The organism is Micromonospora tulbaghiae (assembly GCF_900091605.1).
Taxonomy (GTDB): domain Bacteria; phylum Actinomycetota; class Actinomycetes; order Mycobacteriales; family Micromonosporaceae; genus Micromonospora; species Micromonospora tulbaghiae.
Genome location: NZ_FMCQ01000012.1, coordinates 72,059 through 85,404 on the forward strand (window position 1 = coordinate 72,059; position 13,346 = coordinate 85,404).

Sequence of the window (13,346 nt, forward strand, 5' to 3'; positions counted from 1 at the left end):
GTCCTCACCTTGCGCCGTTGACGGCGAGGCTGCTCGATATCGGCGCGGCGCAGAATCCGCGAAATGGCGGGCGGCCCGCTCGATTCGAGCGGGCCGCCGATGAGCTCAACATTCGATTTTCAGCGGGACCTGGCCACCGTGCACATATTCCAGGTCGGCGACCAGCCGCTGGCGACCTTCCATGTGGCTGCGTCGGGCAGGCTGTAGTTCACCTTCGCCCAGGTCTGTGCATTCTGGCTGCACGTGCGTTGGAAAGTGGGGCCGAAACAGGCCGTCGTCTGGTTGGCGGTGAGGTAACTGAAGTTGCAGGAGACCGTGGAGAGCGGCTGGCCGACGGAGTACAGGGTCAGCGTCGGTGCCTGGATCTGGATCGTGCTCGACCTCTTGTTGGTCACCGTGACGACGGCCTGGGTCGCCTGGCCGTTCACGACCACGCAGACACTGACCGCGGCGATCGAGGTGTCCGAGCTGGCCTGCGAGCAGTGCCATTTGGACGTGTAGGTGTAGGACTGCCACCCGGGGGCGGCCTGGGCCGACGCCGGAAAGACAAGAATTGCGGCCGTCATCGAAGCCAGGGCAACGATGAGTCGAGAGAGGGTGGATCGCATTGAGCGGCTCCTCCGCTAGTCCCCGTTAAATACCAACCCTTTATACGCTCATGCAACGATGAAGGTCAATGCCTTGATCCTGAGGCGCTCGTGGAGGTATTACGGGAACGTCGGGAACCGTAGGCGAAGCCGATGCCTAGCTGACGGTGGGGCGCGACGGAGACGCCGCGCCCCACTCGTTCAGGGCAGCGGCAGGAACGCCAGCCGGGCGTGGTACTCCCCGGCCACCGTCACGGTGTCGCTGCCGACCCACAGACCCCGGTCGGTGGCGTACAGCTCCTGGGTGCCGACGCCCCGGTCCTTGGTCGGGTTCCAGGGCAGCGCCTTGCCCGTGGTCGGGTGGATCGCCCCGATGCCCGGCCGGGACACCGCGCCCGGACCGGCCGAGTTGCGGCCCTGCGGGTTGTCCAGCCAGCGCTGGTGGCCCCCGACGTAGACCGCCGCGCCGGTCACCGCCACCGACAGCAGCGTGTCGCCGCCGGTGTAGTTGGCCCAGGTCGGCTGCTTGCCGCCGGTGGCCGTACCGAACTCGAACCGCGCCGCGGTGTCGCAGAGCGTGCCCGGGAACGGTCCGCCGGTGGTGACCACCGCGAACCAGGTGCCGTCCGGCGAGATGTCGACGCCGCGCATGTAGACCGGCATCGTCCGCGCGCACTGCGGCTGGTAGCGCTCGGTGGCCCAGCCGGAGAGCGTGGCGCCCGCCGCGCTCAGGTCGGCGACGGCGATCTGGTGCCGCGCCGCGCCCGCGACGCTGCTGAAGCCGCCCACGAACACCAGCCGCCGGCCGTCGGCGGAGACGTCCAGCGCCTCGACCTTCACCGGCGCGGTGGCGCCGGAGGTGGTCGTGCGCGGACCGGCCAGGTTCAGGTTGACCGACGCGTCGGCCGCCCCGGTGGTGGCGTTCACCGCCGCCAGGGCACGCCGGGTCACCCCGCCGACGGTCTGGAACGCGCCGCCGACGATCAGCCGGTTGCCGACCAGGCGCATGTCGTTGACCTGGTTGTTCAGCGCCGGCGTGGTGAAACCGGCGACCCGGGCGCCGGTGGCCGCGTCGATCCGGGCCAGCCGGGACGCCGCCGTGCCGTTGACGGTGGTGAACGCGCCGCCGATGTAGAGCGAACGGCCGTCCGGCGCGGCGGCCAGCGCCTTGACCGCGCCGTTGACCTGCGGCCGGAACGTGGTGTCGATCCGGCCGGTGGTCGCGTCGAGCGCCACCAGCCGGGGCATCGCCAGCTGAGCCGACTGGCCGGCGTTGCGCACCTTGGTGAACGTGCCGGCCACGTACACGCGGTTGCCGATCTGGAGGATGCGGTGGACGGTGCCGTCCAGCGCGTGCGGCGTCCAGTCGACCGGGTTGGTGCCGACCACTGTGGTGTGTGAGGCGTTGACGGCCAGTGCCGGGGATCCCGGCAGCGCCGCGCCCGCGACGGCGAGCGTCGCGGCCACCGCGACGGCGGCGCGCCGCCGGCGCCGTCGTCCAGGTGGATGATCGGGTGAGATCGTCATGGCCGAAGCATGCCGTCGGACCAGGGATTCCGCAGTCGGGTAGCCGCCGGTAACGGGCCGCCGACCGGATAATCCGCGTGGCCCGTCCGGCGACCCGGCAGTACGGTGTGCGAGGTCCGCGAGGGGGAGGGGGACGCGATGCCGTCGCGCCGGGACGCCGCCGTGCTGGTCTTCGACGCCGACGACACGCTCTGGGAGAACAACGTCCTGTTCGAGCGCGTCATCGACGACTTCCTCACCTGGCTCGACCACCCCACGCTGGACCGGGCCCGGATCCGCGCGGTGCTCGACGACATCGAGCGCGCGAACGCCGTCGCGCACGGCTACGGCAGCAAGGTCTTCCTGCGCAGCCTCGGCGAGTGCCTGGAGAAGCTGCGCGAGCGTCCGGCCACCGCGCGGGAGCGCGCCGAGATCGAGCAGCTCGCCGCCGCGCTGGTCGGGCACCAGGTCGAGCTGATGCCGGGCGTGGCCGAGACGCTCGACGACCTGGCCGGGCGGCACGAACTGCTGCTGCTGACCAAGGGCGAGCGCGAGGAGCAGCAGCGCAAGCTGGACGCGTGCGGGCTGCTGCATCACTTTCGCGCTGCGCACATCGTGCCGGAGAAGGACGCGGACACGTACCGCTGGCTGGCCCGCGAGCACGCCTTCGACCCGGCCGCCTCCTGGATGATCGGCAACTCGCCGCGCTCGGACATCCTGCCCGCGCGGGCCGCCGGGATGAACGCGGTCTTCATCCCGAACGAGAACACCTGGGTGCTGGAGCACGACGAGCTGGACCCGTCCGACCAGCGGGTGATCCGGCTGGCCGCGTTCCCCGACCTGGTCCAGCACTTCTGAGCGGGCCGGTAACGTCCGGGACGTGCCGCTGACCTTCCCGTCGCACCTGGCGCCGGTGCTGCCGCTGAAACTGTGGCGCCCCGGCTGGTTCGACGGGGTGGCGCTGTGCACCGGGGCGGTGGCACCGGACGTCGCGTACCTCTTCACCGGCACGTCGCTGGCGCTGGACCTGCGGACGCACACGCTCGGCGGCCTGCTCTGGTGGTGCCTGCCGGTCGCCCTGGGGTACGCCTGGGTGGTGCGCCGCGTGGTCGCCGGCATCGCGGTGCACCTGCCCGCGCAGCGCTTGTTCGGCTGGCCCTGGTACGCGACGCTGGCCCGGGTCCGCCACCCCTGGCAGGTCACCGTCTGCTCGGCGCTCATCGGCGCCTTCAGCCACGTGGCATGGGACCGGGTCAGTGACAGCGAGCGGCTGCCCCGGCTGCTCGGCGTCGCCGACTTCCACGCCCTGACCGGCGTGTACTGGTACCAGTTCGCGGACGCGGTGGCCGGGCTCGGCGGCGGGCTGCTGGTTGTCGTCCTGGCCGTGCACGAGGCCCGTCGCGGCCTGCGGACCGACGGCGTACGCGAACCGGCGCCGGAGGCGAACCCGAACGTGTTCTGGCGGGTGGCGCTGGCGGTCACCGGGCTCGGTGCGCTGGTGATGCCCGCGCTGCCGGCAGCCGGCGTGCCCGCCCCGGCGGGCGTACGGGCGCTGCACGTGGTCGCGCTGGCGCTCGTCGCCGGGGCCGTGGCGGCCCGGAGCGTCCCGCCGCGGCCGGCCGGGCGCAGTCCGCGTCTCGAAGTCGAACAGCGCGAAACCGGCTGACCCCGTTACGCCGACATGCCGCAATTCCGCATAGACATCAATCACAAGCGCAGTCGCCGGTCATCGCTTGTCCGGCCTGCGCGGACGCGCCTAACCTGAGCCGGCGCCCACGCCTCGTCGGGGTGAGACGGGGGCGCACCGGAGTCCGGTGGTAAGAGCACCGTGGAGCTGAGTGCGGGCAGACCGGCTCGCCGTGCGGAGCCCGGCGGAAGGCGTCGTGCCACGCCTGCCGCGTTCCCGCGGCGCAGACCGCTACCCAACCGGACGGCCGGGGTCAGGGCCGGGGAGTTGCGGACCCGGTCCTGACCCGTCCGGCCCCCCTTCACCGCCTGACGGATTCCGGGTGGGACGCCTCTGGTGCGCGGGCCGGTCACGGAGCGACACTGAGTCATGACACATCAGCGCGTACCGCTGCTCGCCGGCCTGGTCGTGCTGCTCGCGGCGGCCTGCACGGCGACCGGCCACGACGGCGCGTCCCCGGCGCCCACCCCGACGGTCGCGGCGGCGTCGCCGTCGGCCGCGACCGAGGCGCCGGAAGCCACGCCCACCCCGCCCGTGCCGACCGAGGCCGCGTCGACCGCCGGCTCCTGGCACGTCACCTGGGGCTGGGCGGTGCCCGGCGGGCCGGTCCGGGTGGCCCACCGGGTACGGGTGCCGGTCACCCCGCCGCCCGGTGAACCGCTGCCCGTCCTGGTGGCGGTCGACGTCGGGGACCATCCGGCGGAGGGGTTCAGCCGGATCACGTTCGCCTTCCGCGGACCCACCCCGTCCTACGAGGTCGCCTACGTGCCGCAGGTGGTGACCGAGGGGCGGGGCGCGCCGGTCGCGCTGCCCGGCACGGCGTACCTGTCGGTGCGGTTCGACCCGGCCCAGGCGCACGACGCCCGCGGCGGCGGGACGGCTGACCTGCCACCGGCGGCGATCCGCTTCCCGACGCTGCGTGGGTGGGCCGTGGCCGGCGACTTCGAGGGACACCTCAGATTCGGGCTCGGCCTGCGGCCGCCCGAGGGCGGCCGGCTGCCGGTGCGGCTGGGGGAGGGCGACCGCCCGGACGGCACCCACGTCGTCTCGGTCGACGTGCGCCGGAGCTGAGGCGGGCCCGCGTCAGCGGTCGATGATGTTGTTGTTCTCGTCGATGCCGTGGGTGCGCCAGTAGACGTCCCACTCGTCGTCGACGTGCTTCGGCACCTTGCCCTCCGGGTAGCGCACGTACGGCGGCGTCGGTTCCTCCCCGTCCGGCACGCACGCGCTGCCGCCCTGCGGGCCGACCGCGATCACCGGGTACTCGTCACCGCCGCAGACGCTCTGCCGCAGGGAACAGCCGGTGGTCGCCATCAGCCCGGCCAGCCCGAGCACGGCAAGAACGATCATGATTCGAGTTCGCACGGGAGAATTCTCGTCGCCCCGGGCGGGCCCGCCATCGGTACGCGTACTCAATTCCCGTGCCGGCGCCGGCTCAGGTCAGCTCGCCCCGCACGATCGCCACCGCCACCCGGCAGAACTCGTCCATGTCCGGCTGGAACCCGGCCGCGATGTCCGGGTGCAGGCCGGAGCGGGTCTCGTCGAGCAACCGACGGCAGACGTCCTCCACCGGCTCCCCCGCGTAGCCGGCGCGGACCCGGTCGGCGGCCGCCTGCAGGGCCGAAGTCAGCTGATCCTCCAGCGGGCCGCGCAGCTTCTGCTGCACAGGGTCGAGCCCGCTCGGATCGAGCGTGACATGTGGCTCCGACATCGGCACTCCCTTCCTCGGCGTCCGCGGTACCCCACCGCGGACGTCGGTCAAACCAGCGTCGGTACGGCCGACACCCGGACCAGATACGAGAACTCCTCCGCCGGCTCCTCGACGTACGACAGCCGGCGGATCTGCCGGTCGTCGGCCCAGAGCGCGACGTCGACCAGCACCCCGAGGTGGGCGAGACCGATGGTGGAGACCCGCTTCTTGTCCTGGAGCACCGCGCACACGCCGCCCAGCAGCGTGCTGGCGTCGGAGGTACGGTGCCCGGGCGGACAGCGCAGGGTCAGGTCCACCTCGACCGGCCCGGTCAGCGGGGTCCACCCGGTGCGCTGGGCCGCCGTGCAGGCGGCCTGGAGCAGGGTGCGGACCCTCGTCGCCTGCCGGTGCCCGGCAGCGAAGATGGACAGGGCCTCGGTCTTGACCGGGGGCAGGCCGCTCACCTCGAACGTCAGGGCGAGAGCGCGGGTGTCCTGCACGACGGCACCTCCTCGGGGGAATCCTGCCCAACCGGGGAACGGGCGCACGGCACTTCCCGTCAGAACCAACCGATCGGGCGGGCGATGGGGGACGGCCGGAGGCGCATCGGCGTCGACGGCGACGCGCCGGCTACGGAGCCAGTCCCACGCTAGTGCAGACCGCTGACGCTGGGTAGCCTCGCCGTTTCACTACGTGGGACGAGCTGTCGGTCGTCCGGACCGGTTCGTGCCGTCACCGTCACATGTCCGTGATGTTTCGCTCCGTCGCAGGTCGGGCACGTTCAGCCGCACGACACGCCCGGGGCGTCGGGCGATCGGGCCGATGCCCCGGTCGTCTCGCCGTGCACCGGGGCGCGGGTCACTCCCCGGTTCTTCGCCGAAGAGAGGGGGAGGGTGATGACGAGAGTCCCCGACACGGCCGCACGGCGGCCGGCCGGACGCGCGGCGGCAGCGGCCGCCGCGCTCGCGCTGGTGGCCCCGCTGGCCGCCTGCGGATCCGGCGGCGACGGCGGCGTCCCCACGATCAACCTGTACTACCCGCCGGAGCAGAACCTGCAGAAGGTCGTCGACACCTGCAACACGCAGGCGCAGGGGCGGTACCGGATCGACTACCGGGTGCTGCCGCGCGAGGCCGACGAGCAGCGGGTGCAGATGGTGCGGCGGCTCGCCGCGCAGGACAGCGGGATGGACGTGCTCGGCCTGGACGTCACGTGGACCCAGGAGTTCGCCAGCGCGAAGTGGATCCGGGAGTGGACCGGCCAGGACAAGGCCGAGGTCGAGCAGGGCACGCTGGCCGGCCCGCTGGACACCGCCCGGTACGAGGACAAGCTCTACGCCGCGCCCAAGAACACCAACGTGCAGCTGCTGTGGTACCGGTCCGACCTGGTGTCGCAGGCGCCGAAGACCTGGGACGAGATGATCTCCGCCGCCCAGCAGCTCAAGGAGCAGGGCAAGCCGTACCAGGTGCTCACCATGGGCGCCCAGTACGAGGGCCTCGTGGTCCTCTACAACACGCTCGCCGAGAGCGCCGGCGGCAAGATCCTCAGTGACGACGGCAAGAAGGCGGAGATGGACGCCGGCGCGGTGCGCGCGCTCGACCAGCTCAAGAAGTTCGCCACGTCGGGCGTGACCTCGCCGTCGTTCAGCAACGCGCTGGAGGACCCGGTGCGGCTGGAGTTCCAGTCCGGCAAGGGCGCGTTCCAGGTGAACTGGCCGTTCGTCTATCCGGCGCTCCAGGAGGCAAACCCCGAACTGGCGAAGAACGTGAAGTGGGCCCGGGTGCCGGGCGTCGAGCCGGGCACCCCCAGCAAGGTCACCATCGGCGGGGTCAACCTGGCGGTCAGCAGCTACTCGAAGCACCCGGAGGAGGCGTTCGAGGTGGCCCGCTGCCTGCGCAACGCCGAGAACCAGAAGTTCTCCGCCGTCAACGACGGCGTGCCGCCCACCATCGAGGCCGTCTACGACGACCCGGAGATGACCGAGGCGTACCCGATGAAGGAGACCATCCTGGAGGAGCTCAAGGAGCCCGCGGTGCGTCCGCTGACCCCGGCGTACCAGAGCATCTCCACGGTGATGTCGGCGATCCTGTCGCCGCCGTCGGCGATCCGGCCCGAGCAGACCGCTGACGAGCTGCGCAAGGCGATCTCGGACGCGCTGGAGTCCAAGGGAGTTCTGCCATGAGCGTGAACGCCACCCCGGCCGGCGCGCAGGCCGCCGCCGAGGCCGAGGCCGAACAACCCGGCGGCCGGCACGCCGCCGTACCGGAACAGCGGTCCCGGCGCGGCTCCCGTGCCCCGCTGAGCGACAACAAGCGCGCCGAGCGGCGCCTCGGCTGGCTGCTGTGCGCGCCGGCCGCGCTGGTCATGGTGCTGGTCACCGCGTACCCGATCCTGTACTCGGTCTGGCTGTCGCTGCAGCGCTTCGACCTGCGCTTCCCCGACGAGCGGGAGTTCGTCGGGCTGGAGAACTACGTCACCGTGCTGACGAACGACTTCTGGTGGACCGCGTTCGGGGTCACCGCGCTGATCACCGTGGTGACCGTCGCGGTCGAACTGGTGCTCGGCATGGGCCTGGCGCTGATCATGCACCGGACGCTCGTCGGCCGGGGCATCGTCCGCACCGCCGCGCTGATCCCGTACGGCATCGTCACCGTGGTCGCGGCGTTCTCCTGGCGGTACGCCTGGACGCCGGGCACCGGCTACCTGGCGAACCTGTTCGACGGCAGCGCCCCGCTCACCGAGCGGGCCAGCTCGCTGGCGATCATCATGCTGGCCGAGATCTGGAAGACCACCCCGTTCATGGCGCTGCTGCTGATGGCCGGGCTGGCCCTGGTGCCGGAGGACCTGCTCAAGGCGGCCTCCACCGACGGCGCGACGGCGTGGCAGCGGTTCACCAAGGTGATGCTGCCGGTGATGAAGCCGGCCATCCTGGTCGCGCTGCTGTTCCGCACGCTCGACGCGTTCCGGGTCTTCGACAACATCTTCGTGCTCACCAACGGCGGCAACGAGACGTCGTCGGTGTCGATGCTCGCCTACAACAACCTGATCCGGGGCCTGAACCTCGGCATCGGCTCCACGATGTCGGTGCTGATCTTCATCACCGTGGCGATCATCGCCTTCGTGTTCGTGAAGCTGTTCGGCACCGCTGCCCCCGGCAGCGACGATGGGGAGAGGCGCTGACATGGCAGTGGAAACCACCACGCGGGCGAAGCTGCGCTGGGGCCTGCTGGACGTCGTGGTCGTCGTCTTCGCGCTGGTCCCCGTCCTCTGGATCGCCTCGCTGTCGTTCAAGACGCCGGCCACGCTCACCGACGGCAAGTTCTGGCCGCGGGAGTGGACGCTGGACAACTACCGGACCATTTTCGACACCGACCAGTTCGTCCGCGCCCTGGTCAACTCCATCGGCATCGCGCTGATCGCCACCGCGATCGCGGTGGTGCTCGGGACGATGGCCGCGTACGCGATCTCCCGGCTCGACTTCCCGGGCAAGAAGCTGCTGGTCGGCGTCTCACTGCTGATCGCGATGTTCCCGCAGGTGTCGCTGGTGTCGCCGCTGTTCGAGATCGAACGGCAGCTCGGGTTGTTCGACACCTGGCCCGGGCTGATCCTGCCGTACATCACGTTCGCGCTGCCGCTGGCGATCTACACGCTGTCGGCGTTCTTCAAGCAGATCCCGTGGGACCTGGAGAAGGCGGCGAAGATGGACGGCGCCACCCAGGGACAGGCGTTCCGGCGGGTGATCGCGCCGCTGGCCGCGCCCGGCGTGTTCACCACGGCCATCCTGGTCTTCATCTTCTGCTGGAACGACTTCCTGTTCGCGATCACGCTCACCTCGACCGAGCGGTCCCGCACGGTCCCGGTGGCCCTGCAGTTCTTCACCGGTGAGTCGCAGTTCGAGGACCCCACCGGAGCGATCTGCGCCGCCGCCGTGGTGATCACCGTGCCGATCATCCTGTTCGTGCTCTTCTTCCAGCGCCGCATCGTCTCCGGTCTGACCTCCGGCGCAGTCAAGGGATAGGTGGTAGCAATGGCCGACATCGTGCTGGACAAGGTGAGCAAGCGGTTCCCGGACGGGACCACCGCCGTACAGGACGTCGACCTGGAGATCGCCGACGGCGAGTTCGTGATCCTGGTCGGCCCGTCCGGCTGCGGGAAGTCCACCACGCTCAACATGATCGCCGGACTGGAGGACATCAGCTCCGGTGAGCTGCGCATCGGCGGTGAGCGGGTCAACGACAAGGCGCCCCGGGACCGCGACATCGCGATGGTCTTCCAGTCGTACGCGCTCTACCCGAACATGACCGTCCGGGAGAACATGGCGTTCCCGCTGCGGCTGGCGAAGATGGACAAGGAGACCATCAACCAGAAGGTCGACGAGGCGGCGAAGGTGCTGGAGCTGACCGCGTTGCTGGACCGCAGACCGGCCAACCTCTCCGGCGGCCAGCGGCAGCGGGTGGCGATGGGACGGGCCATCGTCCGCCAGCCCAAGGCGTTCCTGATGGACGAGCCGCTGTCGAACCTGGACGCGAAGCTGCGGGTGCAGATGCGCACAGTGGTGTCCCGGCTGCAGAAGCAGCTCGGCACCACCACCGTCTACGTCACCCACGACCAGACCGAGGCGATGACGCTCGGCGACCGGGTGGTCATCATGCGGGGCGGCGCGGTGCAGCAGGTCGGGCCGCCGCAGGAGCTGTACGACCACCCGCGCAACCTCTTCGTCGCCGGGTTCATCGGCTCGCCCTCGATGAACTTCGTGCACGCCGTCGTGGAGGACGGCCGGCTGCGGACGGCGCTCGGTGACGTTCCGGTCGGCGACCGGATCCGCCGCGAGCTGGAAGGCGGCGACGCGCCCCGGGAGCTGATCCTGGGCATCCGCCCGGAGCACTTCGAGGACGCGGCGCTGATCGACGACGAGACCCGCCGCCGGGGCATGGAGTTCGAGGCGCCGGTCGACATCGTCGAGTCGATGGGCTCGGACAAGTACGTCTACTTCACCGTCGAGGGGGAGCGGGCCACCGCCGCCGAGCTGGAGGAGCTGGCCGCGGACACCGGTGCGGCGGACTTCGCCGGCGCCGGGTCGAACCTGGTCACCCGCCTGTCGGCGGAGTCGCCGGTACGCGAGGGCGAGTCGCGCCGGGTGTGGTTCAACCTGGAGAAGATCCACCTGTTCGACCCGGGCAGCGGCCGCAACCTGACGCTGCACGAGGGCCGCTCCGCCGGAGCGCTCGCCGACTGACCCCGGGATGCGGGCGAAGGGCCGGTGGCGGTGCGCGCCGCCGGCCCTTCGGTCTGCTCGCGCCCGGGTGCCCGCGCTGTCACCAGGAGTGGCGCAGCTCCAGCCCGAGGAAGCGGGCGTACCCGGTCAGGGCCGCCTCCACCCGCTCACGCAACGCGGCGTCGAACGGCACGAGCTGCTGCACCTTGACGGTCACCGCCCTCGCGCCCAGCGTCCGCGTCCAGGTGCCGACCACGCGCCCGCCGCGCACCACAGTCGACCGGAACATCCCGTTGTTGCCGGGGACCACCGCGGCGGCGTGCGCCGGGTCGAGCATCAGCGACCGGTCCTTGAAGCCGAGCAGGTATTCGTCGAAGCCGGGCAGCGTGTGCAGGTCGTCGACCGGCGCGCGGGGCGCGTCGAGCAGCGCGGCGTCGACCACCGCGGGCTCGCCGTCGACCTCGACCGGGGCGAGCAGGTCACCGGCCAGTGTGATCGCCCGCGTCGCGTCGGTGACGGTCAGGCCCGTCCACCGGGCCAGCTCGTGCCGGGTCACCGGCCCGTGGCCGCGCACGTAGCGGTGCGCCAGCAACGCCAGCGCCTCGTCCCGCTCCGGGCGGTGCGGGTCGGGCGCCCACTCGTCGAGCAGGGCGAACGTCTGCTCCGTGCCGACGTGCGGGGCGATGCAGGCGACGCCGCGCTGGCTGGCGTACCAGAGCAGGTGGTAGCCGCGCTGGCCGTCCGTGTCCAGCCCGGCGGCGCGCAGCGCGGCCAGGCACTCGGCGCGGGTGAGCCGGCCGCCGCCGGTCAGCGCCGCACCCAGCACGTCGCAGGCCCGTTCGCCGTCGTCGACGGTCAGCCCGAGCTGCCGCCACCGGCCGGCGATCCCGGCGAGCGTCCGCACGCCGGTCAGCTCCAGCATCCACCGCGCGTCGCGCGCCGGGACCAGGTGCACGGTGCCGCGCATCGGCCAGGTGCGCAGCGCCTCGCGTCGCTCCAGCGCCGCGCGCACGTCGTCCTGGGTGGCGCCGGGCAGGCGTACGCCGAGCGACCACAGCCCGCTCGCCGCGTCCTGTGCCTGCATGGCGCCGAACCACTCGACCACGTCGGCGACGCCCACTGGGCGGGCGGTGGGGTGCGGGCGCAGCAACAGCCCGGTCATGCGCAGCGCGAGCGCCTCGGCGCGGCTGAGGCGTACGGTCACGGGCGTCAGCGTAAGCCCGGGGTACGACATCGCCCCTGATCGCGCTGCGCCGGCCGCGCTGCCGACGGAGCGCGATCCCCCGTTCAGGTTCCCGGCGCGGGGGCGGCCGATATGGCCGGCGCCGATTCGACCAGGATCCCCGTTGAGCTGGGCCGAGAAAGCGTTTTCGCGCGGAACTTGCGCAAATCTTGAGCCTCGCTCAGTCGAGGCGCCGGTGCATGACGAGCAGATCGACGTACCCCCGGGTGGGGTGCCGGAAGCCCTCCGGCACCCGGCCGATCACCTCGAAGCCCAGCGACCGCCACAGCTCGACGGCCCGGGTGTTGGTGGCCACCACGGCGTTGAACTGCATGGCCCGGTAGCCGTCGGCCCGGGCCGCGTCGAGCAGGTGCGCGGCCAGCGCCCGGCCGACGCCGCGCCCGGCGGCGGCCGGGGCGACCATGAACGAGGCGTTCGCCACGTGGTCGCCGGGGCCGCCCTGGTTGGGCGCCAGCTTGGCCGAGCCGAGCACCGCGCCGTCCGGCGCCACCGCGACCACCGTCCGCGCCGGCGCCGGCGGCATCCAGAGCCTGCGGGCCTGCTCCTCCGTCACGTCGCGGGGCCAGGTGTACGTCTCGCCGGCCGCCACGATCTCGCGCAGGAACGGCCAGATCAGCGGCCAGTCGGCCGGCGTGGCGGAGCGGATCTCCACCCGGAGAGCATGCCACGCCCTGAGTTTGACGGAACAAGTAACGGGTAGTCGCCGGAGCTGACCCGAGACGAGGAGGGAACGTCTGATGGATGGCCAGGTCAAGGTCGCGGTGATCTATTACAGCGCGACCGGCATCACCTACCAGATGGCGCAGGCGGCGGTCGAGGCGGCGGGGGAGGCCGGCGCCGAGGTGCGTCTGCGCAAGGTACGTGAGCTGGCGCCCGACGAGGCGATCCGCTCCAATTCCGGCTGGCAGGCGCACCGGCTGGAGACCCAGGACGTGATGGAGGCGCAGCCGGACGACCTGTCGTGGGCCGACGTGATCATCATGGGTTCGCCGACCCGGTACGGCATGATCGCCGCCCAGCTCAAGCAGTTCATCGACACCACCGGCCCGCTCTGGGCCGCCGGCGCGCTCGCGGACAAGGTCTACAGCGGGTTCACCTCGACCGCCACGTCGCACGGCGGCCAGGAGGCCACACTGCTGTCGCTGTACACGGTCTTCTACCACTGGGGTGGCATCGTGGTGACCCCCGGTTACACCGACCCGAGCCAGTTCGTCGCCGGCAACCCGTACGGCGCATCGCACACCAGCAACAACGGGGAGGTCGCCCCGGACCAGGTGGCACTGTCCGCCACCGCGCTGACCGCCAAGCGGGCCGCGCTGATGGGCGCCGCGCTGAAGCGGGGCATGGCCGGCTGACCCGACTGGCGACCGGTGGCCGGACGGGGGCTCTCGAACCCGTCCGGACCACCGGTCGCCAGTGC

The 13,346-nt window shown here is 71.8% G+C and carries 15 protein-coding genes; 8 read left to right on the top strand and 7 right to left on the bottom strand.

Annotation, left to right across the window (positions count from 1 at the left end):
• Positions 1 to 119: 119 nt before the first annotated feature.
• Positions 120 to 608, bottom strand: a complete 489-nt coding sequence (locus GA0070562_RS30095; RefSeq protein WP_139135505.1) for a hypothetical protein — start codon at positions 606 to 608, stop codon at positions 120 to 122.
• Between the two features lie 180 nt (positions 609 to 788).
• On the bottom strand, positions 789 to 2,114 hold the full coding sequence (locus tag GA0070562_RS27870; protein WP_225853163.1) for a hypothetical protein: 1,326 nt from the start codon (positions 2,112 to 2,114) through the stop codon (positions 789 to 791).
• A gap of 138 nt (positions 2,115 to 2,252) precedes the next feature.
• Between GA0070562_RS27870 and GA0070562_RS27875 the strand changes: the two genes are divergently transcribed.
• The 3 genes from GA0070562_RS27875 to GA0070562_RS27885 all read left to right on the top strand — a co-directional run bounded on the left by GA0070562_RS27875 (position 2,253) and on the right by GA0070562_RS27885 (position 4,851).
• Positions 2,253 to 2,951, top strand: coding sequence for an HAD family hydrolase (locus tag GA0070562_RS27875; protein ID WP_091427668.1), 699 nt, complete (start codon positions 2,253 to 2,255; stop codon positions 2,949 to 2,951).
• 22 nt (positions 2,952 to 2,973) lie between these two features.
• Positions 2,974 to 3,759, top strand: a complete 786-nt coding sequence (locus GA0070562_RS27880; protein ID WP_091427512.1) for a DUF4184 family protein — start codon at positions 2,974 to 2,976, stop codon at positions 3,757 to 3,759.
• 390 nt (positions 3,760 to 4,149) lie between these two features.
• A complete protein-coding gene (locus GA0070562_RS27885) occupies positions 4,150 to 4,851 on the top strand; it encodes an AMIN-like domain-containing (lipo)protein (protein ID WP_091427515.1) in 702 nt (233 codons plus the stop codon).
• A gap of 12 nt (positions 4,852 to 4,863) precedes the next feature.
• On the opposite strand, the gene GA0070562_RS27890 is transcribed toward GA0070562_RS27885, so the two are convergent.
• From GA0070562_RS27890 to GA0070562_RS27900, 3 genes are all read right to left on the bottom strand, one after another.
• The gene (locus GA0070562_RS27890) at positions 4,864 to 5,145 is read right to left on the bottom strand and encodes an SCO0607 family lipoprotein (RefSeq protein WP_225853164.1); all 282 of its coding nucleotides are present in this window, start codon (positions 5,143 to 5,145) and stop codon (positions 4,864 to 4,866) included.
• A 70-nt stretch (positions 5,146 to 5,215) separates the two neighbouring features.
• On the bottom strand, positions 5,216 to 5,491 hold the full coding sequence (locus tag GA0070562_RS27895) for a hypothetical protein (RefSeq protein ID WP_013287312.1): 276 nt from the start codon (positions 5,489 to 5,491) through the stop codon (positions 5,216 to 5,218).
• 47 nt (positions 5,492 to 5,538) lie between these two features.
• On the bottom strand, positions 5,539 to 5,970 hold the full coding sequence (locus tag GA0070562_RS27900) for a RusA family crossover junction endodeoxyribonuclease (RefSeq protein ID WP_091427520.1): 432 nt from the start codon (positions 5,968 to 5,970) through the stop codon (positions 5,539 to 5,541).
• A gap of 396 nt (positions 5,971 to 6,366) precedes the next feature.
• Here GA0070562_RS27900 and GA0070562_RS27905 point away from each other — a divergent pair, with 396 nt between their 5' ends.
• Genes GA0070562_RS27905 through GA0070562_RS27920 form a run of 4 tightly spaced genes read left to right on the top strand, consistent with a single transcriptional unit; the run spans position 6,367 to position 10,704 of the window.
• Positions 6,367 to 7,650 carry an ABC transporter substrate-binding protein gene (locus tag GA0070562_RS27905; protein ID WP_091427524.1) on the top strand — a complete coding sequence of 428 codons (1,284 nt, stop codon included), beginning with the start codon at positions 6,367 to 6,369 and terminating at the stop codon, positions 7,648 to 7,650.
• Entirely contained in the window at positions 7,647 to 8,648 is a 1,002-nt protein-coding gene (locus GA0070562_RS27910; RefSeq protein WP_091427526.1) for a carbohydrate ABC transporter permease, read from the top strand. Before GA0070562_RS27905 ends, GA0070562_RS27910 begins: the two co-directional genes overlap by 4 nt.
• 1 nt (position 8,649) lies before the next feature.
• A complete protein-coding gene (locus GA0070562_RS27915) occupies positions 8,650 to 9,486 on the top strand; it encodes a carbohydrate ABC transporter permease (protein ID WP_013287308.1) in 837 nt (278 codons plus the stop codon).
• Between the two features lie 9 nt (positions 9,487 to 9,495).
• Positions 9,496 to 10,704, top strand: coding sequence for an ABC transporter ATP-binding protein (locus GA0070562_RS27920; RefSeq protein ID WP_013287307.1), 1,209 nt, complete (start codon positions 9,496 to 9,498; stop codon positions 10,702 to 10,704).
• Positions 10,705 to 10,783: 79 nt separating this feature from the next.
• Here the strand turns inward: GA0070562_RS27920 and GA0070562_RS27925 are convergent, their stop codons facing one another.
• The gene (locus tag GA0070562_RS27925) at positions 10,784 to 11,887 is read right to left on the bottom strand and encodes a winged helix DNA-binding domain-containing protein (protein WP_091427529.1); all 1,104 of its coding nucleotides are present in this window, start codon (positions 11,885 to 11,887) and stop codon (positions 10,784 to 10,786) included.
• Between the two features lie 199 nt (positions 11,888 to 12,086).
• Positions 12,087 to 12,578, bottom strand: a complete 492-nt coding sequence (locus GA0070562_RS27930) for a GNAT family N-acetyltransferase (RefSeq protein WP_091427531.1) — start codon at positions 12,576 to 12,578, stop codon at positions 12,087 to 12,089.
• 85 nt (positions 12,579 to 12,663) lie between these two features.
• Between GA0070562_RS27930 and wrbA the strand changes: the two genes are divergently transcribed.
• Positions 12,664 to 13,281, top strand: coding sequence for an NAD(P)H:quinone oxidoreductase (gene wrbA / locus GA0070562_RS27935; protein WP_091427534.1), 618 nt, complete (start codon positions 12,664 to 12,666; stop codon positions 13,279 to 13,281).
• The last annotated feature ends 65 nt before the right edge of the window (positions 13,282 to 13,346 follow it).

Coding starts and splice junctions, on each gene's coding strand:
- GA0070562_RS30095 (WP_139135505.1), bottom strand. CDS start 608: ATGCGATCCACCCTCTCTCGACTCATCGTTGCCCTGGCTTCGATGACG.
- GA0070562_RS27870 (WP_225853163.1), bottom strand. CDS start 2,114: ATGACGATCTCACCCGATCATCCACCTGGACGACGGCGCCGGCGGCGC.
- GA0070562_RS27875 (WP_091427668.1), top strand. CDS start 2,253: ATGCCGTCGCGCCGGGACGCCGCCGTGCTGGTCTTCGACGCCGACGAC.
- GA0070562_RS27885 (WP_091427515.1), top strand. CDS start 4,150: ATGACACATCAGCGCGTACCGCTGCTCGCCGGCCTGGTCGTGCTGCTC.
- GA0070562_RS27895 (WP_013287312.1), bottom strand. CDS start 5,491: ATGTCGGAGCCACATGTCACGCTCGATCCGAGCGGGCTCGACCCTGTG.
- GA0070562_RS27905 (WP_091427524.1), top strand. CDS start 6,367: ATGACGAGAGTCCCCGACACGGCCGCACGGCGGCCGGCCGGACGCGCG.
- GA0070562_RS27910 (WP_091427526.1), top strand. CDS start 7,647: ATGAGCGTGAACGCCACCCCGGCCGGCGCGCAGGCCGCCGCCGAGGCC.
- GA0070562_RS27915 (WP_013287308.1), top strand. CDS start 8,650: ATGGCAGTGGAAACCACCACGCGGGCGAAGCTGCGCTGGGGCCTGCTG.
- GA0070562_RS27920 (WP_013287307.1), top strand. CDS start 9,496: ATGGCCGACATCGTGCTGGACAAGGTGAGCAAGCGGTTCCCGGACGGG.
- wrbA (WP_091427534.1), top strand. CDS start 12,664: ATGGATGGCCAGGTCAAGGTCGCGGTGATCTATTACAGCGCGACCGGC.